The sequence below is a fragment of the Arthrobacter sp. Z5-13 genome, assembly GCF_056499105.1.
Window position 1 is genome coordinate 2,239,912 of record NZ_CP096460.1, and the last position, 21,888, is coordinate 2,261,799.

General features: G+C 61.3%; 23 protein-coding genes and 1 tRNA gene. 10 read left to right on the forward strand and 14 right to left on the reverse strand.

Going from position 1 to position 21,888, the window contains the following annotated elements; translation table 11 throughout:
* Nucleotides 1-9 precede the first annotated feature (9 nt).
* Complete coding sequence (locus M1E02_RS10705; RefSeq protein ID WP_479378002.1) at nt 10-291, reverse strand: hypothetical protein; 282 nt, start codon at nt 289-291, stop codon at nt 10-12.
* Nucleotides 292-330: 39 nt separating this feature from the next.
* On the opposite strand from M1E02_RS10705, the gene M1E02_RS10710 reads away from it, so the two are divergent.
* On the forward strand, nt 331-564 hold the full coding sequence (locus M1E02_RS10710; protein WP_479378003.1) for a DUF5703 family protein: 234 nt from the start codon (nt 331-333) through the stop codon (nt 562-564).
* 36 nt (nt 565-600) lie between these two features.
* Here M1E02_RS10710 and M1E02_RS10715 read toward each other — a convergent pair whose 3' ends face one another.
* Nucleotides 601-1,764, reverse strand: a complete 1,164-nt coding sequence (locus M1E02_RS10715) for an acyl-CoA dehydrogenase family protein (protein WP_479378004.1) — start codon at nt 1,762-1,764, stop codon at nt 601-603.
* A gap of 42 nt (nt 1,765-1,806) precedes the next feature.
* Nucleotides 1,807-3,111, reverse strand: coding sequence for a M20/M25/M40 family metallo-hydrolase (locus tag M1E02_RS10720; RefSeq protein WP_479378005.1), 1,305 nt, complete (start codon nt 3,109-3,111; stop codon nt 1,807-1,809).
* A gap of 163 nt (nt 3,112-3,274) precedes the next feature.
* Between M1E02_RS10720 and M1E02_RS10725 the strand changes: the two genes are divergently transcribed.
* A tRNA-Leu gene (locus tag M1E02_RS10725) sits at nt 3,275-3,357 on the forward strand.
* 85 nt (nt 3,358-3,442) lie between these two features.
* Here the strand turns inward: M1E02_RS10725 and M1E02_RS10730 are convergent.
* Both M1E02_RS10730 and M1E02_RS10735 read right to left on the reverse strand, forming a co-directional pair.
* Entirely contained in the window at nt 3,443-3,790 is a 348-nt protein-coding gene (locus M1E02_RS10730; protein WP_479378006.1) for a hypothetical protein, read from the reverse strand.
* 150 nt (nt 3,791-3,940) lie between these two features.
* Nucleotides 3,941-4,402, reverse strand: coding sequence for a GatB/YqeY domain-containing protein (locus M1E02_RS10735; protein WP_479378007.1), 462 nt, complete (start codon nt 4,400-4,402; stop codon nt 3,941-3,943).
* Nucleotides 4,403-4,535: 133 nt separating this feature from the next.
* Here M1E02_RS10735 and M1E02_RS10740 point away from each other — a divergent pair, with 133 nt between their 5' ends.
* Both M1E02_RS10740 and M1E02_RS10745 read left to right on the forward strand, forming a co-directional pair.
* Entirely contained in the window at nt 4,536-4,871 is a 336-nt protein-coding gene (locus M1E02_RS10740; protein ID WP_479378008.1) for a hypothetical protein, read from the forward strand.
* Between the two features lie 68 nt (nt 4,872-4,939).
* The gene (locus tag M1E02_RS10745; RefSeq protein WP_479378009.1) at nt 4,940-5,500 is read left to right on the forward strand and encodes a hypothetical protein; all 561 of its coding nucleotides are present in this window, start codon (nt 4,940-4,942) and stop codon (nt 5,498-5,500) included.
* A gap of 54 nt (nt 5,501-5,554) precedes the next feature.
* Here the strand turns inward: M1E02_RS10745 and M1E02_RS10750 are convergent, their stop codons facing one another.
* The 5 genes from M1E02_RS10750 to malQ all read right to left on the reverse strand — a co-directional run bounded on the left by M1E02_RS10750 (nt 5,555) and on the right by malQ (nt 9,678).
* Complete coding sequence (locus M1E02_RS10750) at nt 5,555-5,926, reverse strand: PH domain-containing protein (RefSeq protein WP_479378010.1); 372 nt, start codon at nt 5,924-5,926, stop codon at nt 5,555-5,557.
* Between the two features lie 34 nt (nt 5,927-5,960).
* Nucleotides 5,961-6,560, reverse strand: a complete 600-nt coding sequence (locus M1E02_RS10755) for a TM2 domain-containing protein (RefSeq protein WP_479378011.1) — start codon at nt 6,558-6,560, stop codon at nt 5,961-5,963.
* 249 nt (nt 6,561-6,809) lie between these two features.
* Nucleotides 6,810-6,986, reverse strand: a complete 177-nt coding sequence (locus M1E02_RS10760; protein WP_479378012.1) for a CsbD family protein — start codon at nt 6,984-6,986, stop codon at nt 6,810-6,812.
* Between the two features lie 131 nt (nt 6,987-7,117).
* Complete coding sequence (locus tag M1E02_RS10765; protein ID WP_479378013.1) at nt 7,118-7,342, reverse strand: hypothetical protein; 225 nt, start codon at nt 7,340-7,342, stop codon at nt 7,118-7,120.
* A gap of 131 nt (nt 7,343-7,473) precedes the next feature.
* Nucleotides 7,474-9,678 carry a 4-alpha-glucanotransferase gene (malQ, locus tag M1E02_RS10770; RefSeq protein ID WP_479378014.1) on the reverse strand — a complete coding sequence of 735 codons (2,205 nt, stop codon included), beginning with the start codon at nt 9,676-9,678 and terminating at the stop codon, nt 7,474-7,476.
* 115 nt (nt 9,679-9,793) lie between these two features.
* Here malQ and M1E02_RS10775 point away from each other — a divergent pair, with 115 nt between their 5' ends.
* From M1E02_RS10775 to M1E02_RS10790, 4 genes are all read left to right on the forward strand, one after another.
* Entirely contained in the window at nt 9,794-10,537 is a 744-nt protein-coding gene (locus M1E02_RS10775) for a M50 family metallopeptidase (protein WP_479378015.1), read from the forward strand.
* 47 nt (nt 10,538-10,584) lie between these two features.
* Nucleotides 10,585-11,664: a glutathione S-transferase family protein gene (locus tag M1E02_RS10780; RefSeq protein WP_479378016.1), complete on the forward strand. Its 1,080-nt coding sequence runs from the start codon at nt 10,585-10,587 to the stop codon at nt 11,662-11,664.
* A gap of 36 nt (nt 11,665-11,700) precedes the next feature.
* Nucleotides 11,701-12,837 (forward strand): serine hydrolase domain-containing protein, encoded by a 1,137-nt coding sequence (locus M1E02_RS10785; RefSeq protein WP_479378017.1) that lies wholly within the window; start codon nt 11,701-11,703, stop codon nt 12,835-12,837.
* Nucleotides 12,838-12,938: 101 nt separating this feature from the next.
* Nucleotides 12,939-14,009, forward strand: coding sequence for an FUSC family protein (locus M1E02_RS10790; RefSeq protein WP_479378129.1), 1,071 nt, complete (start codon nt 12,939-12,941; stop codon nt 14,007-14,009).
* 19 nt (nt 14,010-14,028) lie between these two features.
* On the opposite strand, the gene M1E02_RS10795 is transcribed toward M1E02_RS10790, so the two are convergent.
* From M1E02_RS10795 to M1E02_RS10805, 3 genes are read right to left on the reverse strand one after another with little or no spacing between them, the layout of a single operon-like run.
* Nucleotides 14,029-14,940 (reverse strand): MaoC family dehydratase, encoded by a 912-nt coding sequence (locus tag M1E02_RS10795; protein WP_479378018.1) that lies wholly within the window; start codon nt 14,938-14,940, stop codon nt 14,029-14,031.
* The gene (locus M1E02_RS10800) at nt 14,937-16,277 is read right to left on the reverse strand and encodes a 3-oxoacyl-ACP reductase (RefSeq protein WP_479378019.1); all 1,341 of its coding nucleotides are present in this window, start codon (nt 16,275-16,277) and stop codon (nt 14,937-14,939) included. The genes M1E02_RS10795 and M1E02_RS10800 overlap by 4 nt, the downstream gene beginning before the upstream one ends.
* Nucleotides 16,278-16,286: 9 nt before the next feature.
* Nucleotides 16,287-17,639, reverse strand: coding sequence for an acetyl-CoA C-acetyltransferase (locus M1E02_RS10805; RefSeq protein WP_479378020.1), 1,353 nt, complete (start codon nt 17,637-17,639; stop codon nt 16,287-16,289).
* A 62-nt stretch (nt 17,640-17,701) separates the two neighbouring features.
* Here M1E02_RS10805 and M1E02_RS10810 point away from each other — a divergent pair, with 62 nt between their 5' ends.
* Together M1E02_RS10810 and M1E02_RS10815 are read left to right on the forward strand one after the other, a co-directional pair.
* A complete protein-coding gene (locus M1E02_RS10810) occupies nt 17,702-18,421 on the forward strand; it encodes a TetR family transcriptional regulator (protein WP_479378021.1) in 720 nt (239 codons plus the stop codon).
* Between the two features lie 52 nt (nt 18,422-18,473).
* The gene (locus M1E02_RS10815) at nt 18,474-20,579 is read left to right on the forward strand and encodes an acyl-CoA dehydrogenase family protein (protein ID WP_479378022.1); all 2,106 of its coding nucleotides are present in this window, start codon (nt 18,474-18,476) and stop codon (nt 20,577-20,579) included.
* A gap of 72 nt (nt 20,580-20,651) precedes the next feature.
* Here M1E02_RS10815 and glgA read toward each other — a convergent pair whose 3' ends face one another.
* Nucleotides 20,652-21,848 (reverse strand): glycogen synthase, encoded by a 1,197-nt coding sequence (gene glgA, locus M1E02_RS10820; protein ID WP_479378023.1) that lies wholly within the window; start codon nt 21,846-21,848, stop codon nt 20,652-20,654.
* Between the last annotated feature and the right edge of the window lie 40 nt (nt 21,849-21,888).

A 21,888-nucleotide genomic window follows, 5' to 3' on the forward strand; every position in this document is an offset into this window, starting at 1 on the left:
TGCTAGCTGTCAGATTCCGCGGTTGTCAGACTCGACGATCTCAAGATCGTCGTCGTCCACGTCTTCGCGGTCATCCTCGTCGTCCTCGACCTCATCGATAACCTCGAGAGGCGTCACTTCGCCATACGCTTCGTACAGGGAATCGTCGTAGACTTCAAAGGCATCAGCGACAGCAAAAAAAGCAGCTTCAACCGTGGGGTCACCCTCACCCCGCCGTGCCGAGGCGGCGATCAGGTGTTCTTCCAAAGCGGTGGTCAAAGACTGAAGCGCGACACGCGGATCGATGCTCATGACTTCACGTTAGCCGGAAAAAGACGAAAATGGAGAGCAATGAAGGAACATTTTCTGCGCAGCTCCGTCGAACGCGAGCGGGACTATGTGAGGCAGTACGAGTACCTCGTACTGACGATCGGCCCTGAGGATTCGCTGCCTGAAGCCCGGCGGAGACTCATTGAACATTCCGAGTACGGCAAGTGGGAATTAGAGCGCAGCCGCCTCTACGTGGGCGGCGGGCGGCGGTTCTGGCTTAGGCGGCGCGTGACCCAGGTACAGCGAACCGTCTAAGCGGAGCAAGCGGCGTTGTGCCGCCCCCAAAGGGCATCAGAAGCTCTCCAGCGGGCCCAACCACGCATTCGCAACAGTGCTGTGTGCTGACTCGTCATCGGACGGATGGAATATCCCGGCCAGCACATCCCGGTAGAGCCTCTCCAGCTCGCTTCCCTGGAAATAGCTTGAGCCGCCTGAGACCCTGATGGCCAGGTCTACAACTTGGCGGGCCGTTTCGGTCGCGTTCACTTTGAGGGACACGAGCTTGGGAAACCATTGGCTGCCGTGGTCCATCTTCTCGTCCACATCCCGCGCTATCAGCTGCAATTGTGGATACAGACGCTCCAGTGCCATTGCCCCATCCGAAACTTTCCAGCGGATATCAGGATCCTGGGAGTAAAGGCGGCCGTCGTTTTTCAACGATGTCCGGCGCTTGACTGCCTGCACACCGAGTTCCAAGGCCCGTTCCCCAATTCCGGTGTACACGGCTGCGAGCAACGTCTCGAAACAGGCGAAGATAGCGAAAATCAGGGGATCTGCATTGGGGCCAACCGGCAGCTTGCGGAAGATCCGGTCAGGCGGGACGTAGGCACCTTCCAGGACGGTGGTGCAAGATTGGCTGGCCCTCATCCCCAGCGTGTTCCAGTCATCCAGGATCCTGTATCCGGGAGTGTCACGATGGATGAAGCCGTGGACCAACTCGCCCTCCCCATCTCGGGCTTCACTGTCCTTGCCGAAGATGCCCAGCCGTGTCCAGACAGGGGCCAGGCTTGTGAAGATTTTTCGACCGGTAAAGCTGTAGCCGCCGTCGGGCTGCGGCCGGGCTTGTGTGATCGAGTCGAACAGGACTGAATCATTGCCGGCTTCTGAATTGCCGAAGGCGTACAGCTCTCCTTCCCCCGCCTCACGGAGAACAAAATCCAGTGAGTTGTCATCTCTTGCTGCCAGGACGTGAGCCACTCCGGTCCAGACCAGATGCATGTTGATTGCCAGGGCGGTAGCGGGAGCAGCCGTCGCTAGCCGGCGCTGCAGCTGTGCTGCCGCTTCCATCCCAAGGCCCAGGCCGCCGTCGGACGCGGGTACGAAGATCTTCAGGTAACCGGCATCGCGCAACTCGTCCAGATCTTCGTGGAAAAAAGCATTGTCCCGGTCATAGCCCGCGGCGCGGCTGCGGATCCTTTCAAGCAGCCTGTCCGGCAGGATCTCTTCGATGGTCATGGTTCTACCTTTGTTGCCTGGAACATCAGCTGCGCCAGGGGGTCAGTAAGTGGTCAGGAGCCGGTCCAGGACCCTGGCACCGAACTTCAGCGAGTCGGCGGGAACCCGCTCGTCCACTCCATGGAACATGCCTGTGAAGTCCAGATCATCGGGCAGCTGGAGCGGGGCGAAGCCGTAGCCGGTAATCCCCAACCTGCTAAGGGCCTTGTTGTCCGTGCCCCCGGAGAGTGTGTACGGCAGGACCTTTGCGCCGGGGTCTTCGGAGTGGAGGGCATCGATCATTGAGTCCACAAGGTTCCCGGCGAACGGCACCTCCAGCGAAACGTCCTGGTGAACGTAACTGACGTCCACTCCGCTGCCGGCAAGCTCCCGCACGATCTCCAGGACCTGGTCCTCCTGGCCGGGAAGGGTCCGGCAGTCCACCAGGGCTTCGGCGGACTCCGGGATGACGTTGTGCTTGTAGCCGCCCTTGAGCAGCGTGGGGTTGCTGGTGTTCTGAAGGGTCGCTCCTACGAAACGTGACAAGGTTCCCAGTTCCTTGAGGAGCCGTTCAGGGTCATCCGCGTCGAACTCTACGCCGGTGAGTTCGGTCACGCCGTCAAGGAACTGACGGGTGGTGGGGGTCAGTTCAATGGGCCACTGGTATTCGCCGATCCGGGAGACAGCGCTGGCCAACCGGGTGATGGCGTTGTCGGTGCTGATCTGGGAGCCATGCCCTGCCCGTCCGTGCGCCACCAGGCGTAGCCAGGAGAGCCCCTTCTCGGCCGTCTGCAGCAGGTACGTTCGCTGGCCTCCGATGGTGGCCGAAAACCCGCCCACTTCCGAGATCGCCTCTGTGGCGCCCTCGAAGAGCTCAGGGCGCTGTTCGACGGCGTAGCGGGAACCGAAGGTTCCGCCCGCCTCCTCATCCGCAAAGAAGGCAAAAATGATGTCCCTTTTGGGTTTTCGGCCGGTTCGCGCAAACTGGCGCATGACGGAAAGAATCATGGCGTCCATGTCCTTCATGTCCACCGCCCCGCGGCCCCAGATCAGGCCATCCCGCAGCTCGCCGGCGAACGGGTCCACGCTCCACTGATCCTTGAGGGCCGGCACCACGTCAAGGTGGCCGTGGACCACCAGTGCGCTGGCGGAGGGGTCTTCCCCAGCAATACGGGTCACCACATTGGCGCGGCCCGGAGCAGACTCGAAGATCTCCGCCTCGAGGCCCACCTCCGTAATTAGCCCCGCTGTATATTCCGCAGCAGACCGCTCTCCCGGGCCCGAACCGTCACCGAAGTTGGAGGTGTCAATCCGGATCAATTCCTGGCAGATCCGAACGACTTCGTCCTCGGGGCGGATCGCAGTCATGGCTCTCTCCTCATATCGGTTGGGGCTCGTGGTCCCAGCCTACCCAGTAGGCCGCGTTCGTCCCGATTCCAACTTTCCGCAGAGTTCGTGTTAGAGTTTTTCTCGCTGCTTCGGAGAGAAGCGAACCGCCGAAGGGCGGAAATCACGCTCCGAATTACCACCTGCGCGGGTGGCGGAATGGCAGACGCGCTAGCTTGAGGTGCTAGTCCTCGAAAGGGGGTGGGGGTTCAAGTCCCCCTCCGCGCACATAGGGAAAACCCCGGAAAATCATTGATTTTCCGGGGTTTCTTGTGTCGGAAGGCCATGCTGAAGTGCGGCGCAGGGAGAAGAATCAGGTCCTGGAGGCGCGCTCCGCAATCATCCTGTCGACCTCGTCCTCTGGTGGACATTCCTGATTGTCGATGGGGCACAGGCGCGATTCCATGAGCCAGCCCCTGCTTGCGGCAGTCTCAACACACATCGTGCAGATGTTGTCCGCTTCGTACATGAGCGTCGGTTCTTCCTCGATGTAGCCGCAAAAGGCCTGCCGCCATTCCAGGTCCCGGCAGCAGACCATGTGGGCGAGCTCCTCTGGGTTCTCGCTCAGCTTGTACTTGGCCTCCCACGCAGGGACACGGACCTGCTCAAGGGAACCCGTGCCCTCATACGTAGGTGGACCCTTTGTTGATGTCTCGGTCATCTCTCCCCCTTGCCCTTTTTAGCAAGAGAATACGCCCCTCCCTCTAGTTTCGCGCTGCCGCCCGCAGTGATGCCGCGCGCTGAAGGAATGAAAGCGGCCTTTTACGGCTCACTGACACGGGCCGGGGTGTTTGTGTCCCTTGGAGTTCAGCTAGACCAGCCGCCCACGTACGATCTCGCTGACGGTCTTGCCGTCGAAGCGTCCTGCTACCTTCGCAGTGACAGGCTTCATGACTGCCCCGATTGAGCGCATGGACAGCTCTTGCCCCTCAGCTTTCAACGCAGCGATCGCCTCATCCACGATAGCCTCCACCTCATCGCGTGTCAGAGCCTTTGGCAGGTAAGCCTCGATGACCTCTGCTTCAGCGATTTCGGCAGCAGCACGGTCGGATTCTCCGGCTTCGGAGTAAATGCGGGCCGTGTCACGGCGTTTGGCCGCTTCCTTCTGCAGCAGCGAGGTCACCTGGGCATCATCCAGCTCAATCGGTGTTTTGCCGGACTTCTCGCGAGTTTCAATTTCGCCCAGGACGTTCCGCACCGTGGTGAGCGCCACCTTGTTTCGGTTTTTCATGTGGACGACGACGTCGCCGTGCAGCTGTTCTTTCAATGACATGGTGCTCCTCGTTTTGAATGGCACCGGAGGTGCCCGTTGCCTGTCCGCCGCCATGGCAAAAGTGGCGCGTCTCATGTGTGCGGTTGTCACACCGGTATCGACGAGCCTTGGCCCTGCTTACAATAAGGGAACCATGAAGAAACTCACCACAGCCCTGCTTGCTGCCGCGCTCACCCTCTCAGCCTCAGCCTGCGTCGCCCATCCGCAACTAACCAATGCGGAAACGTGCGAGCGGATCCGTGAAGTTATGTCGAACCCTCCGGCCAGCAAGACCGGAGCGGTGAACCTCGCCAACCAGATCCGGACCATTGGGCCCGTTTCCTCGGATGACCTGAAGTCGACTGTCAAGGCGCTGGTGGAACTGACCGACGAATCGGCCAAGGACTCGCCCGATGTTGAGAAGCAGGGCGAGCTGCAAGCTGAGGCTCAGAAAAACTTCGGGGAGTTCTGTCCTCCCAGGAGTCAATAAGCACTCCTCCGGCACCCCGGACCCGCGGTTGCGCAACTGAGCGTCCTGGTCCACCGTAGGCTGTCCAGGTGACGCCCTTACTACCTGCCGCCGCATCCACTGTCGTCGATCAGCCTGCTCCAGCCCAATGGTGGGAGATAGTTGCCGCGTTGGGACCGCTTGCTGTCCTCTTGGCTGCTGTCGCTGCGGCAGTCGTCGGGCTCCTGACCCTGCGCCAGAAAGCACAATCGGATGCCTTCGCCTTGGCCCAGAAGTCCGATGCTGACAGCCGGTCGGAATGGTGGCGACGAACCCAATGGGCCATGGATAGGGCATTGGCCGGCGAGGACGATGTAAAGGCCCTCGGACTGGCAGCGCTATCCGTTCTCAGCCAGAGCGAGCTGGCACGCGAGGAAGAATTACGGCTGCTCGACGTCGCCTGGAAATCGGTAATCGGCACGGACGAGGACGTCCAAGTCTTGCCTGCACGGCCCAACGCCGCCAAAGCCGACAGGAACAGCGCATCGACAGTGGCGTCTGACCGACGGGTGCAAGGGGCGGCCGCCAGGCTGCGTGTCGCCCTGGACCGGCGCCTTGGGCGCCAGACACCTAACTCGATAAAGGACCTGGCAGAGGAAGACTTCCAGTAGGTACGCCCACAACAAAGGGCGGCCGGTTTACGGACCGCCCTTTGGGGGAACGCTCTACCTTGTTTGCAGCACGTTCCACAGAATCAGGTCGTGGGCGTGCTTTGCTTTATCGTCACCACGGAAATCCGCTTCTTTGATGCTGCCGCCCGTATCGATCCCGATGCTGGAGGACGATGCAAAGCGTCCGAGCATCGACTTGTTGGACAGCATGGAGACCGAGCGAATGTTCTTGTAGGGCACGGAAACGATGGCAACCTTGTTACCCACGAAGCTCTTGTCCTGCAAAATGATGCGCATGTTGGTAATGCCTACAAAGCCTGTTCCGACGCCGATACAGTCGTAGACCGCATACACCGTCTCTCCTTGCAGCAGCCCCGCATTTATCTGCTCGAGCTGTTCTGGCCTGTCATAAATGATTTGTGTCATGGGTACTCCCGGACTTGTTCCCGAGTTCTCTGAATTACTCGCGCAGCGGGATGCCATTAGCGTCCCGCTGGAAGTAGCTCGAACCGGCAAGAATCATGATCCCCTCCACGACGCCCCAAAGCCCTACCAGGCCGAAAGTGAAGAGACCCAGAACGACTGTCAGAACCAGCTGGATGACTCCGATTGTTGTGTAGCCAAGATAGAAGCGGTGGATGCCCAGTCCGCCAAGGAAAATCCCCAAAAGCCCGGCGGCAATCTTGGACTTCGGCTGGGGGTAGCCGTAGGCCTGGTTGGGCATCGGAGGCTGCTGGGATATCTGTGGGTATTGGCCCTGATACTGCTGCGGCGCGGCCGGCGGATAGGCCTGGTACTGGGGCTGCTGAGTGGGGGGCTGCTGGTACTGCGGCGCGGCCGGCGGATAGGCCTGGTACTGCGGCTGCCCAGCGGGGGGCTGCTGGTACTGCGGCGCGCCAGGCGGATAGGCCTGGTACTGCGGCTGCTCAGCAGGAGGCTGCTGGTACTGGGGTGGCGTCTGCTGCGGGTACGTTGGCTGGCCGACCGGAGCCGATTGATCCGGTACCGGCGCTGCTGACTCGCTGTTGTCCGCAGGTCTTTCAGCGGCGGGATGGGTCATGGTGATGCCTTTCGACGAAATTGGTGAGGTAGCCCAAGGACTCCGGGCTGCATCACCGTCGAAAGACGGCATCCCCCAAATAATCCACGTGCTCCCACTATTCTGTCGGATCGTGGGTCGGTGCACCGTATTTCGTCACTCGACCCGCCCGCTATGCGGAGCAGATGTACCAGGTTTAGGTTCGGCGGCAGGGCAAAAAATAGGGGGGTGCTTCCCGTTCGCTGGAAGCACCCCCGGTATCAACGTCATTCAGTCGCGCTTAAAGGCGTCCTTGACCTTTTCGCCTGCCTGCTTCATATCAGCTTTGGTCTGGTCTGTTTCACCTTCAGCTTCGAGCCGCTCATCGTCAGTCATCTTACCCGCGGCTTCCTTGGCCTTACCGGTCATTTTCTCGCCGGAATTTTCCATCTTGTCGCCAAGTCCCATTGCTGGTCCTCCCCTGCTCCGAGCCGATTTATGTCGGCTGCTGATGCCTTCAGTTTAGGACTGCAAATGGAAGGGAGGAAGAGCCCCCGGAAGTCTTCCTGAACCCTTTTCAGGCAAGCAAAAAACGTGAGCTACTGCCTGTTGCGCAGCCTGCGGCGGACGATGTCCGCCACCGCAAAGGAACCGGCAATTAATGTAGCGGCGACGGCGACATACACCAGCATGAGCCAGGTCAGGGTAGGTAGAAGCGGCTTCGGATCGCTGAGGAAGGAGAACCCACCAAGAAGACCGACCAGCCAGAACAAGACGACGCCACCTGCAACTGCCGCTCCTGGAACATATTCCTTCTTCATCATGAAATCCCTCACTCGCTGCCACCGCGCGCCACCATGCCGCTCAACATCCAGTATGGGACTGCCGAAAGCCCAAAAATGCTAGGACGGGACAAGTGTGAGCAAGTCAACACAGGCAATTCCCAAAGCCGGCCTCAAGCCCCGTTTTGAAGCATTTTCTTCAACCGGTCAACCAATGACCGGTAGCGCACGTTTGTGTCGAGGTTCTCGATCAGAACAGCACCATCCGGACCCGCCAGCGGAATGCACCAATTCGGGTACTGCTCGTGCGTTCCAGGCTGGTTCTGGGTCCGGGTCTCCCCCACGGCGTCCACCAACGCTAGTCCCAACAATGACGACGGCGTCAGCACAGTAAAGGCGTACAAGGCCTCCACAATCCGTTGGATTTCCTGTTGCTGCAGGGCTGCTTCCTGCGGACCTTGGCCTTGCAGGTCGAAGGGATCAGGCGCGTCCTGGAGCACCCCTTGTTCACGAAGCAGGGCCAGTACAGCCTTCTGCTCAGCTGCCGCTTCTTCCCGCTCTTCTGCCACCGGACGACGGAGTAATCCGAGGGATTCGCGGAGGGTCACATGTTCCCCGGCGAGATAGCCGGCAGTTGGTGGCAAATCATGGGTATTGACGCTGGTGAGGCACTGCTGCCGGTATTTGTCCGGTGCAAAGGGCCCGTCGGCGTCCTGCTCGAACCAGAGGATGGAAGTTCCAAAAATCCCGCGCTCCGACAGGTAGCCGCGGACCCAGGGCTCGAAGACACCAAGATCCTCGCCGATAACCACGGCGTCGGCTCTTTGGGCTTCAAGTGCCAGGATCCCGATCAGTGCTTCGTGGTCGTAATAGACGTAGGCACCTTGCTCGGGTCCGCTTCCCTGTGGAATCCACCAGAGCCTGAAGAGGCCCAGGATGTGGTCCACGCGCACCCCACCTGCGTGCCGGAGGATGGTTCGGAGCATGTCCCGGTAGGGCGCATACCCTGCTTCTGCAAGCCTTGCCGGGTGCCAAGGGGGCTGGGACCAGTCCTGACCCTGCTGGTTGAACATGTCGGGAGGAGCACCCACTGTCACTCCATGCGCCAAAACGTCGGCGAGCATCCAGGCATCTGCGCCGTTCGTCTTTACGCCCACTGCCAGGTCATGGATGACACCCAATGCCATGCCCGATTGTTTGGCTGCACGTTGTGCGGACTCCAGCTGCTGGTCACAGATCCACTGCAGCCAACTGTGGAACTCCACCCTGTCTGCCAGCAGTTCACGTTGCTCGTTCGAATACGGCGTGGACGGCGAGGCTGCCTCAGCACGCCATGCAGGCGCGGAAGGGTGAAGCCTTTCAGCAAGGGCGCACCAGAGCGCGAAGTCAGCGAGTCCGGCTCCTTGCTCTGCACGGAATCTTTCGAACTGACGCGACCGGGCGGCACTGCGCCCGACGTCGAAAATCAGTTCCAGCGCTGCAAGCTTGGCACCATAACTGGAATTGCGGTCCAGCAGGTCGCTTGCCTGGTTCGCAGGATAGAGCTGGGCAGCGTACTTCTCTACATGTGCCCGGCTGCCCGGCTCAAGATAGGCGTACTCGGGGATCTCCTCCACCCTGATGTACAGAGGATTAAAAAAGCGCCGTGTTGTGGGCAAATACGGTGAGTCTTCTATAGGCGTTCGGGGCTCGGCTGCATGCATCGGGTTGACGAGGATGAAGCCGGCCCCATCCTCGCCCGAAATTGCCGCCAGATCCGTAAGGTCACTGAAGTCCCCTATCCCCCAGGAGCGGCTGGACCTCACCGAGTACAGCTGGGCCAGCAAACCCCAACTCCGGTTTTGAGCGAGGTCGACGCTTGTCTTCAAGACTTCCGGCGTGACCACCAGGGCGCACTCGGCATATGTGCCTTCGACGTCCGTCTGCAGAGTATGCCAGCCAAGGGGCAGGTATTCCGGAATGGCGAAGGTTGCGCGAATAGTGGGTATGCCGTCGATTAAACGGGGTTCTTCCCAGTCATCCTGTTGAAGGACGTCGTGGTGGAGGCCATCTTCGCTGGTTATTGAGACGCGCACGGCCTTTCCCTGCGGCACGTGTACCTCCACATGGAATTCCTGGCCTTCCCGGACCACCACCACAGGAGGCAGAATCCTTCGCCATGGTGCCAGCTCGACGTCATGGATTGCTGTCCGTATCCGGTCATCGGTATCCGTGTCCACGCCCAGCGCACCAAGCACGGTTTTCAACGTGGCATCAGAGACCTTCCGTTCTGCGCCGTCCCAGCCTTGGAATACTGTTCCGACTCCATGGGCCGCTGCCAATTCCCTGAGCAGCGCCTGCGAGTTTTCCGTCTGATCAATTCCCATGTGATCCGCCATGGCCCTACTCTATTGGCTCAGGATGGAGGCGTGGGACGATGAATCGGAGCTTTGTACTCGCGGAGGTCCTCCCGTTAGCCTAGATCCCTATGGCTGACTCCGAACGATTCCCCGAATGAACCTGTTGGAGATGTTGTGGGAGCGGATCGTTGCCGGATTTTCCCAGGCTGCCGTTCCCGTCGTCCCACTCCCGGAACTCCTCATGGTCATTGCAGTGGCGATTGTGCTTTCCGTGCCCAAAGCGACCTGGAAGTACTTCGGACTCCTGGCCACTGTTGTCCATGAACTCGGCCACGCCTTTGCGGCGCTGTCAAGCGGTCAACGGCTGGGAGGTATCCAACTCAGGTTGAACCATTCAGGAACCACGGTGTCTTTCAGCCGTGGCCGCTTTCCTGCCATCTGGTCGGGATTCTGGGGATACCCGGTGCCGGCGATAGTGGGAGCGTCCCTGGTCTGGGCAGGGTTCAACGGCTGGGGTCCGGCGGCAATGTCTTTCGGCGTCATCATTCTGCTGGCGGCGCTCCTTTTCATCCGCAATGTTGTGGGCGTGCTGATCATGGCCGCGGGAATCCTGCTGGCCTGCGCCCTTGTTCTCTTCGTGCCGCCGGAGCTGAACGGCCATCTGGTCATCGTTCTGGGCCTGGCGTTGCTCGTGGCTGCTGTCAGGGACCTCGGAAAACTTATCCACGTACATTTCAGGCGCAGGGAACAGTTGGCCACCTCCGATGCCTATTTGCTGTACCGGGCGACGTCAATTCCCTCCGGGGTGTGGATCGTGCTGTTTAGCAGTGTGGTGGGGGCAGCCTGGATTTTCGCCTGGCAACCCATGTCAGCTGTTTTCACTATCGCAATTCCCTGACCGTCCCGGCCTGCCGCTGCCGTGGCACCCGGGTTTAGTCTGAAGAGATGAGCCAGGACACAGGTCAGAGCACAAACTCCACCACGTCGCCGGGTTTCAGCAGTAAGGGTGCCTACGTTACGGGTGGTGAATTCAAACGGGACACGAAATACATTGAGGACCGCATCACGTCGGATGGTACCGCCGGGCCCAATGGAGAGCAGGGGTGGCCGGTGGAGCCGGGCCGTTACCGGCTCATCGCCGCAAGGGCTTGCCCTTGGGCAAACCGTGCGGTCATAGTGCGGCGGTTACTGGGCCTGGAAGAGGTCATCTCCCTCGGTCAACCCGGGCCAACGCACGACTCTCGGTCATGGACCTTCGACTTGGACGAGGGCGGCCGGGACCCGGTCCTTGGCATCGAGCGGCTCCAGGAAGCGTACTTCAAGCGCTTCCCTAACTATCCGCGGGGCATCACCGTTCCCGCGATCGTGGAGGTTTCCACCGGCCAGGTGGTGACCAACAACTTTCCGCAGATCACTCTCGACCTCTCCACGGAATGGCGCGAGTTCCATCGGCCTGGAGCCCCGGACCTGTATCCGGAGTCCCTGCGGCACGAAATAGATGAGGTGAACAAAAGGGTTTTTACCGAAATCAACAACGGGGTCTACCGCTGCGGATTTGCCGGATCCCAGGAAGCCTATAACGCTGCCTACGAGCGCCTGTGGACGGCACTTGACTGGTTGGAGGACCGATTGGCGGGACAGCGGTATCTTGTGGGTGATTCCATTACCGAGGCTGACGTCCGACTCTTCACCACTCTGGCCAGGTTTGATGCTGTCTATCATGGGCACTTTAAATGCAACCGCCAGAAACTGAGCGAGATGCCTGTTCTTTGGAGCTATGCGCGGGACTTGTTCCAAACCGCTGGGTTCGGGGACACCATCGACTTCGTGCAGATCAAGCAGCACTATTACATCGTCCATGAGGACATCAATCCCACCGGCACAGTCCCTCAGGGCCCTGCTCTTTCGGGTTGGCTCACGGAACACGGGCGTGAATCCCTTGGGGGCCGGCCTTTTGGGGATGGCACTCCGCCGGGTCCGGTCAAGGCAGGAGAGGAAGTCCTTCCCGGGCACGGGGCTGCATGAAAAGAGGTCCCGGGAATCTGTGGGTATGTTGGATCCATGCAACTCTCAGATGGCCATGTGGACCCAGAATTCGGCGGCGTACTGGACCTCTTCGAATCGTTCCTCGCCGAGGACCCTCTCTATAGCGCGCAGCTTTCGGCCTACGTCCATGGCCGCAAGGTGGTGCACTTAGCCGGGGGCCCGGATTTCGGCCCTCGCGATATCACCGGCACCTACTCCTGCAGCAAGGGAGTGGCTGCCTTCGTGGTCGCGCTTCTGCTCCAGGACGGGATCCTGGACCTTGAGCAGACCATGGCCCATTACTGGCCCGAGTTCGCCACCCACGGCAAAGGCCGGCTGTCCGTAGCACAGGCGCTCTCACATCAGGCAGGCCTGTTGGGGATCGAAGGCGGATTCCGCCTGGACGAGTTCACCACCGAAGCGGCGGCCGGGAAGCTGGCCGCTGCTGAGCCTCTGTGGCTGCCGGGAACTACCTTCGGATACCACGCCCTCACCATCGGAATCCTCATGGAGGAACTCTGCCGCCGCACCACGGGAGTCTCCCTTCAGGAACTGTATGATTCCCGCCTGCGCCTGCCCATGGATATCGACTTTTTCCTCGGCCTCCCCGAGGATCAGGAGTCCCGTTACCGTGAAGTTCTGTACGACGTCGATGACAGCCTCCCATGGCAGGACCCGCTGAGCCTTGATGGGCTGAACAGCAACAGCGGTGTCAGCTCAATCATGGAGCTTCCCAACCACCGGATTATCCGGGCTAACGGCATGAGCAGCGCGGGAGGGGTGGGGTCCGCCGGAGGGCTTGCCCGCCTGTATGCCGCCGCCATCACCGGCGTCGACGGCGGTGCGGCGTTCCTGACGGAAGCTACCATCCGTGCCGTCACCCAGGAACGAGTCTGGGGGCTGGACAGGTCATCAGGGCTTGATAACGCGTTCGCCGTCGGGTTCATGAAGCCGCACCCAAGCCGGAACTTCGGCAGCTACCGGGCTTTCGGACACGAGGGAGCGAACGCGGCGCTTGGATTTGCTGACCCAGCGTACGGCATCGGTTTCGGGTACGTTCCCAGGCGGCAGGAGGAAGGCCGCACGCCGGGGCGGGCCCACCGTCTCGCCCACGCAGTTCGCCAGGCAGCCGCCGCTTCTTCCAACTCTGATGAAGCCGCTGTCCGGAGCTAACAGGTTAATCCATTTGTAACATCTATGACCCGCCCCTAGGGTGGGGCCAGATGAGCACACGATTACCTGGAGTACAAAGCCGCGGGACAGCGCGGAGGCGAATGTGGGGACTGGTTACGGTAGGCGTATCCGGGGTTTTCGCCGTGTCCCGCCTCCAACTCGCGGCAAAAGCGGCTTTGGCGGCGGGCCTGGCTTTCCTGATCGCCCCCTGGATGCCGGGGTCTGCTGCCGACTATCCGTACTATGCTCCCCTCGGCGCCCTCGTGGCGATGTACGAAAACGTGGCAGGTTCCATGCGGCAGGGGCTCCAGACACTCATCGGGCTCGGCCTGGGCATCGGCCTCGCGTTCATGCTGGTGAGCCTCGGTGGGCCGTCCCCCATCACCGTTGCGTTGGTCATGGGCCTTGGAGTCCTCCTTGCTGGCCTTCCACGCCTGGGCGCCGGGCGGGACTGGATTCCGACTGCGGCCTTGCTGGTGCTGTTGGTGGGAGGACACAACCCTGATGACTTTTCCTTCGGTTATCTGCTGCAGATGGGCGCCGGTGTGGTGGTTGGCATCGCCGTCAACCTGCTTGTTTTCCCGCCCCTTCACTTCAATGCAGTGGCGGTAAGCCTTGCCGAATTCCGGAGGGCACTGGCTCAGCAGATCTCCGATATGGGAGCAGCACTCGAAGAAAAATGGCCGCCGGAGCACGATGACTGGTCCAGCCGCTCAGACGAACTCGCCCAATCGGCCCGCTCGCTGAGGGCTGCAGTGGAAAAGGCCGACGCCAGCCGCCGTGCCAACCCGCGGCGGAAGCTCCACCCACGGGACGTGGACCTGGACTACAAGAACCTCCGTGACCTGGAACGCATAACTTTTCATGTCCAGGACATGACGGAGGTCCTGGCCGACGTTATCTGGGGCCAGGACACTCTCTTTGTCATTCCGCTCCCCTACAGCGGGCCGTTGAGCGAGGCCCTTGCCGCCGTCGGGGCTTTGCTCCTGGCTGTGGAGGAAGGAGATGCGAAGCGGCTGGAAGAACTACGGGACCAAGCCGACACAACAGTGCATACCCTCGCGCAACGACTGGCCTCGGATGATACGGATCCGGACGCGCCCAGCGCGGCTGAATCCATTCTGCTGAGCCTGCACAGGATCCTCCGCGTGCTCAAATCAGGAATGAGTTAGTCAAACGCCCTAGCGTGGTTTACCTCGAGGTCACTGAACCGCTGAAGTGCTTCCTCCCGGCCTTCGGACTCCAAGCTACGTAGTCGGAGCGTTGCCACGCTCCTCCATCGGCCTGAGCGGTACTGATATCAAGAGCCACCCGCGAGGGAAGGAAAACCGGTGCTTCGAAGGAGACTTCCCAGTCAAAGGCCTCGCCCTTGACTGCCCCGACATCGGCCAGCGCCCTGGCCGCCAGATACATCCCATGGGCGATGGATCTGCGCATACCAAGAGCCTTCGCGCTCAAGGCGCTGAGGTGAATGGGGTTGAAGTCACCAGAGACCGCAGCGTAGGCCCTGCCTGTATCCACGCCAAGCTGCCAAAGCGCAGTGGGGTTGGGAGGCTTGAAATCGGCCTGGGCCTGATGAACCGACGGCTTGTCTATGCCCGGCAGGAAGACACCCTTGGCCAGATAGGTGGAGATACCCTGCCAGAGGACGTCGTTGCCGTTTCCGCTGCGGACCTCCGCCACCATGTCCAGCTGTGTTCCGCTGCGGTGACCCCGCAGGTTCACGGCTGAAGCCGTGATATCCAAAGGTTCGGTAAAACTGATGGCCCGTCTCTGCTCCACAACGTTCCGGAGATGGATCATTCCCAGCAACGGCAACGGAAAGTCATCCCGGTTCATAACACTCATGGCCACAGGAAAGGCAAGAGCATGAATGAAACCGGCCGGCAGCACGTCTGTTGCTGGCTCGCCAACGAGGTGCTGGTAGGCAGTGAGTTTCTCGACGTCGACCCTAACCCCTCGCACCTTATGGCTGCTTTCGGGCAAGGCTGTACCCAGATCCGTCCCGAGCAGGCGGCGCCGGGCAGCCGTGGCAGCGGCGTTGACGTAAAGCTTTGACAGCGAAGGCATATCCCCCAAGACAACGGGGCCAGGCTCGCTCATGCCCCCACCATGTTCTGCCCGCATACCCGAAGCACTTCGCCTGAAATCCCACCGGCCGCATCACTCGCCAAAAATGCGATGGCCTCGGCGACGTCGATGGGTTGGCCGCCCTGCCTCAGGGAATTGAGGCGTCGCCCTACTTCCCGCCGCACCAGCGGAACACGCCGGGTCATCTCCGTTTCAATAAAGCCGGGGGCAACAGCATTGATGGTTCCCCCGTAAGGCTCCAGCAAAGGAACGGTTGCCCTCACCATCCCCATGACGCCGGCTTTGGAAGCCGCGTAGTTGGTCTGGCCGCGGTTTCCTGCGATTCCGCTGGTGGAAGCTACCGAGACGATTCTCGGAGAGTTGCGGAAGTGCTCCGATGCCAGCAGCGCCTCGTTGATATGCAACTGAGCTGCAATGTTGACGGCCAAAACGGAAGCCCACTTGTTGTGGTCCATATTTGCCAGCAGCTTGTCACGTGTGATGCCTGCGTTATGGACCACTATGTCCAGATGGCCGTAGCGCGACACTGCATGATCGATGATCTTTGCGCCTGCGTCCTCCCGCGTGATGTCCAGTTGCAGCGCAGTCCCACGGACCTCGTTGGCAACCTCTGCAAGGTGATCGCCGGCCGCGGGCACGTCCACCGCAATGACCGTGGCACCGTCCCGGTGAAGGGTGCGGGCGATAGCCGCGCCAATGCCCCGTGCAGCCCCGGTAACGACGGCGACCTTCCCCGCCAGAGGTTTCCCGACGTCGTCGGGGAGTTTACCGGCAGGCGAACGCACGGTCATGAACTGACCGTCCACGAAAGCGGATTTCCCGGAAAGCAGGAACCGCAGTGCAGCCAGGGTGCTCGGGCTGGTGGTGGACACGCCGTCCGCCAAGAGGATGCCGTTTCCCGTGGTGCCGGATCGTAGCTCCATGGCCAGTGAACGCAGCAATCCGTCCACACCCTGACGGGCTGCAGCCGCGGCGGCGTCCGGGGCGTTTCCTGGATGCCGGGATAGAGTGACCACCCTGGCATTGGGAGCGAGGTCCCTAAGGGAAGTTGCTGCAGTGAGAACGGGTTTTTCCAGGTCATTCGGGTGGGTCAGCTCATCCAGGACCAGGATGACAGCACCCAGGCGTTCTTTCGGGACGGGGTGCCGGCGGACATCCAGATCCCAGGACAGCAGAGCCGACGCCAGTTCGTCTGCCCCCTGGGTGGAACCCTCAATGAGGATTGGGCCTGAGATCAGCGGCTGCCCGGGCTTGTGCCGCCGTAAGATCACGGGCTGTGGAAGCCCGATCTTCCGGGCAATCTTCCGGCCAGGCCCGCTGCTGACGAATTGCGTGTAGGTATCGGTCATGGCTTCCCCCTAGTGTGATTCCAGTATGGCCACAACGCCCTGGCCGCCTGCAGCACAGATCGAGATGAGTCCGCGGGAAGGCCGTCCATCCACTTGCCCCTGGGCATGCAGCATCTTGGCGAGGGAAGCCACGATGCGTCCTCCCGTAGCGGCGAAGGGGTGGCCCGCAGCGAGGGAGGAGCCGTTCACGTTGAGTTTGGACCTGTCCACAACACCAAAGGCACCTTCCAGGCCTAGCCGGGTGCGGCCAAATTCTTCGTTCTCCCAGGCGGCGAGGGTGCTCAGCACAGTTCCTGCAAAGGCCTCATGGATCTCGAAGAAGTCGAAGTCGTCCAGAGTGAGCCCGTTGCGGGCGAGCAGCCGCGGCACGGCAAACGCGGGGGCCATCAACAGTCCGTCCTTGCCGTGCACAAAGTCGACAGCGGCAGCTTCGCCGTCGATGACCGTGGCCAGCTTGGGAAGGTCGTGGGCATCGGCCCATTCTTCGGAAGCCAACAGCACGGTGGCAGCCCCGTCCGTCAGAGGGGTGGAGTTGCCTGCAGTCATCGTTGCCTCGGAGCCAAGGTTCTTGCCGAACACAGGCTTGAGCGTTGCAAGTTTCTCAAGGGACGTGTCAGGCCTCAGGTTCGAATCCCTGGTCAAGCCCCGGTACGGGGTGAGGAGGTCATCGAAGAAGCCGGCATCATAGGCAGCAGCAAGGTTGCGGTGGCTGTTGTAAGCGAGCTCGTCCTGGGCCTCCCGCGTGACCTTCCACTGGGCGGTGGTAAGGGCTTGGTGCTCACCCATAGAGAGTCCCGTCCGCGGCTCGCCGGTGTTCGGCGCATCAGGGGCGAGGTCTTTGGGCCTGAGCTTGCTCAGGACTTTGAGCCGCTGTGGGAGGGTCTTGGCGCGGTTAAGGTCCAGAAGTACCTCACGGAGGCCTTCGCTGACCGCAATCGGGGCGTCGGAGGCAGAATCCACGCCACCGGCTATGGCGGAGTCGATCTGCCCGAGCTTGATCTTGTTCGCGAGTCCCAGGACGGTTTCCAGCCCTGTGGCGCAGGCCTGCTGCACATCGTAAGCAGGCGTCTCGGCCGCCAACGGGGAGCCCAGTACCGCCTCCCGTGTGAGGTTAAAATCGCGCGAATGCTTCAGGACTGCCCCCGCCGCCACTTCGCCGATCCGCTCGTCCTGCAGGCCGAACCGGGCTATCAGTCCATCCAGGGCGGCGGTCAGCATGTCCTGGTTTGAAGACTTCGTGTACGCGCCTCCGGTGCGGGCAAAGGGAATACGGTTACCGCCGACCACCACAGCTTTCCGTAATTGCCTCTGGGGCCCTTGGGCTGGCTGAACGAATGATTCCTCGCGTCCGGTTTCGGACATGTGCTCTCTCCTTCAAACGAAGCTGATTACCGATACCCAGCGTACCTGATACGCTGGGTATCGTGAACATCCTTTCAGCAGAGGCCCCAAAGCCTGCCGACAACGCCGTGGACGGGAGGGCTTCGCGCTGGCAGAGCCACCGCGAGGAACGCCGTCGTGAGCTCATAAAGTCCGCCCGCAAAGCGGTTCACGCGCTGGGAAGCGACGCTTCAATGGAGGAAATCGCCGCTGCCGCAGGTACCTCGAAGTCAGTCTTCTACCGGTACTTCGGAGACAAGGCAGGACTCCAGCAAGCCGTTGGAGAGGTGGTCCTCAGCCAAATGCAGCGCCGCATCCAGGAGGCCGCCCAAAGCGCGCAGACCCCCCGGGAAGGCATATTCGCCATGGTGTCGGCGTATCTGCAGATGGCCGAAACAAGCCCCAGCGTCTACACCTTCGTCACCAAGCATCCTGCGGCCGAGTCGGACCCCTCCGGCGGCACAATTGCCGCCGGAGGAGCTCTGGGCCACTTCTTCGAGGCCATCAGCGGAATGATCGCCCGCCCCATGCGCGCGCACCTGGGCAGCGGCAGCGGCAAGGAGGCCGTGATCGGCTACTGGCCTACCGCCGCGATTGGCTTGGTCAGGAATGCGGGCGAACAGTGGCTGGCAAGCCCTGCTTCCCCTGACAAGCCAGACCAAGAGATTATGGCCCGGCAAATTACCTCCTGGTTATGCGTTGGAATCGCTCCCGAGCTGGAAACCAGCACCCTCGCTTTGTCCAAGCCACCATCAAAAACGTAGAAGAAACTGTCAAAAATCTTCAGGACGTTGTCAGAAAACAGAAGGAACAGACATGACAGAAGTAGTGGACCGCGCCGACGCCAATTCCACAGGTGTCAGTGCACCCCGGGCCATCACGGGCCATCCGGCCATTGACGTTGCCGCGCTCGGCGAGCAGCTCCTGGGGAAGTGGGCCGACATCCGCAGGCAGGCACGTGACCTTTCTGCCCGTCCGGAGCTGCACAAGACCGAAGGCCTTACCCATACAGAGCACCGCAAGCGTACTTTCGGCCAGCTCAGTTACCTCGTGGACAACGGCGCCGTCCACCGTGCCTTCCCATCGGCGCTCGGTGGTTCAGATGACCACGGCGGAAACATTGCAGGATTTGAGGAGCTGGTAACGGCCGATCCGTCGCTGCAGATCAAGGCCGGCGTCCAATGGGGCCTTTTCGGTTCCGCAGTGATGCACCTGGGCACTGAGGAGCACCACCGCAAGTGGTTGCCCGGCATTATGAACCTGGACATTCCTGGCTGCTTCGCCATGACCGAAACCGGACACGGCTCAGACGTCGCCAGCATAGCCACAACCGCCACGTACGAGCCTGCTACCCAGGAATTCGTGATCGACACCCCGTTCAGGGCCGCTTGGAAGGACTACATCGGCAACGCGGCCATTGACGGCCTCGGCGCCGTGGTTTTCGCTCAGCTCGTGACCCTGGGTGTCAACCACGGTGTGCACGCGTTCTATGTCGACCTGCGTGATCCTGACACTAAAGAATTCCTGCCGGGCATCGGCGGTGAGGATGACGGCGTCAAGGGGGGACTTAACGGTATCGACAATGGGCGCCTGCATTTCTCAGCTGTCCGGATCCCCCGCGTCAACCTCCTGAACCGCTACGGAAACGTCGACGTCGACGGTACCTACACCTCCCCCATCGCCAGTCCCGGCCGCCGGTTCTTCACCATGCTCGGAACCTTGGTCCAGGGCCGGGTTTCCTTGGACGGTGCCGCTGTGGCAGCCAGCAAGATTGCCCTGAAGACCGCTATCCAGTACGCCACCGAACGGCGCCAGTTCAATGCCTCCTCCCCCACCGAGGAGGAGGTACTGCTTGATTACCAGCGGCACCAGCGCCGCCTGTTCACCCGGCTGGCGACCACCTACGCAGCGAGCTTTGCGCATGAACAGCTGCTGCAGAAGTTCGACGACGTTTTCTCCGGTGCCCATGACACTGATGCGGATCGTCAGGATCTGGAAACCCTCGCTGCCGCCCTCAAGCCCCTGAGTACGTGGCACGCGCTCGACACCCTGCAGGAATGCCGGGAAGCCTGCGGTGGGGCCGGGTTCCTGATTGAAAACCGATTTGCGTCCCTGCGGGCAGATCTCGACGTGTACGTGACGTTCGAAGGCGACAACACTGTCCTGCTGCAGCTCGTTGCCAAGCGACTCCTCGCCGACTACGCGAACGAGTTCCGCAACGTGGACTTCGGTGTGCTGGCCCGGTACGTCGTTGGCCAGGCGGCCGATGTCGCAATCCACCGCACGGGTCTGCGCCAAGTGGCACAGTTTGTGGCCGACACCGGATCACCGCAGAAGGCAGCCATAGCGCTCCGGCACGAAGAGGGCCAGCGAGCCTTGCTTACCGAGCGCGTGCAATCGATGGTTGCTGAGGTGGGGTCAGCGTTGAAGGGTGCCAACAAATTGCCCCAGCACCAGGCCGCTGCGGTTTTCAATCTCCACCAGGACGACCTCATCGACGCCGCACAGGCCCACGCCGAGCTGCTTCAGTGGGAAGCGTTCACGGAGGCACTCAGCCAGGTATCTGATCCTGGCACCAAAACCGTCCTCACCTGGCTTCGTGATCTCTTCGGCCTCTCGCTGATCGAGAAGAACCTCTCCTGGTATCTGATGAACGGCCGTCTCTCGATGCAGCGCGGACGCACCGTGGGCGACTACATCAATAGGTTGCTCATCAAGATCCGGCCTCATGCCCTGGACCTGGTGGACGCCTTCGGCTACGGCCCTGAGCATCTCCGTGCAGCCATCGCGACGGGCGCGGAGCAGGCCCGCCAGGACGAAGCCCGCGATTACTTCCGGGCGCAGCGGGCCAGCGGGCAGGCGCCTGTTGACGAAAAAACCATCCTCGCGCGCCAGTTCGGCGGAAAGCCAACACAGAGCTGACCCTAAGCTGGCTGTTGCCGGATACGACGACGGCGCCACTCCCCTTCTGAGGGGAGCGTCGCCGTCGTCGTTTCAGGACAGCACCGAGCGGTAAACCTGAAGGGTGGTCTCCGTGATGGATTCCCACGAGAAGTGCTGCTCAGCCCTGAGCCTGCCGGCTTTGCCCATGGCCCGGGCCCGCTGCGGATCCGACACGACCTCGGTGAGGGCGGCTGCGAATTCCGTAACGAACTTCTCCGGATCCAACGGTGTTCCGGTGCCGTCAGTGACCTGCTCCAGTTCAACAAGCAGCCCTGTTTCGCCGTGCTGGACTACCTCCGGAATACCACCTGTTGCGCTTGCCACAACCGCGGCACCGCAGGCCATTGCCTCGAGGTTGACGATTCCCAGGGGCTCGTAGATGGACGGGCAGGCGAATGCTGTTGCATGGCTGAGAACCTGGACGAGTTCATGCCGGGGAAGCATCCGCTCCACCAGCACAACGCCGGTACGCTGCTTCTGCAGTTCCTCGATCAGCCGGGCAGTCTCCGCTGCGAGTTCCGGGGTGTCAGCGGCGCCAAGGCAAAGGACCAGCTGGACGTCCGCGGGCAGCTTGGCGGCCGCACGAAGCAGATACGGCACGCCCTTTTGACGCGTGTTGCGCCCCACAAACACCACACTCGGGAGTTCGGGATCGATGCCCAGGGCCCGGATGGCGTCAGTGCCCTCGTCCCGGCTCCACAGGCTGACATCGATGCCGTTGTGAACCACCTTGACCTTCTCAGGATCAACGTCCGGGTAGCTGCGCAGGATGTCCTGGCGCATGCCCTCAGAGACGGCGATGATGGCGGCTGCGGCCTCGTAGGCGGTTTTTTCGACCCATGAGGACAATGCGTAGCCTCCGCCCAGCTGCTCGGCTTTCCACGGCCGCAACGGCTCGAGGCTATGGGCACTGAGGACGTGCGGGATGCCGTGCAGCAGCGATGCCAGATGACCTGCCATGTTTGCGTACCACGTGTGTGAATGCACCACGTCCGCACCCGCAATGTCCGGCACTATCCGCAGATCAACGCCGAGGGTCTGGACGGCGGCATTAGCACCCCCAAGATCGTCCGGAACGGAGTAGGAGGTCACTCCCGCACCGTGGTAGTCGGCGTCCCGGGGAGCTCCGAAGGCCCGCACCTGAAGATCCACGTGCTGGGCCAGCACACGGCTCAGTTCAGCCACATGGACTCCGGCGCCGCCATAGATCTCAGGCGGAAATTCTTTGGTCACAATGTCTATACGCACGCTACCCAAGGTAGTCGTTCCCGCTTAACTGTTCTAGTGT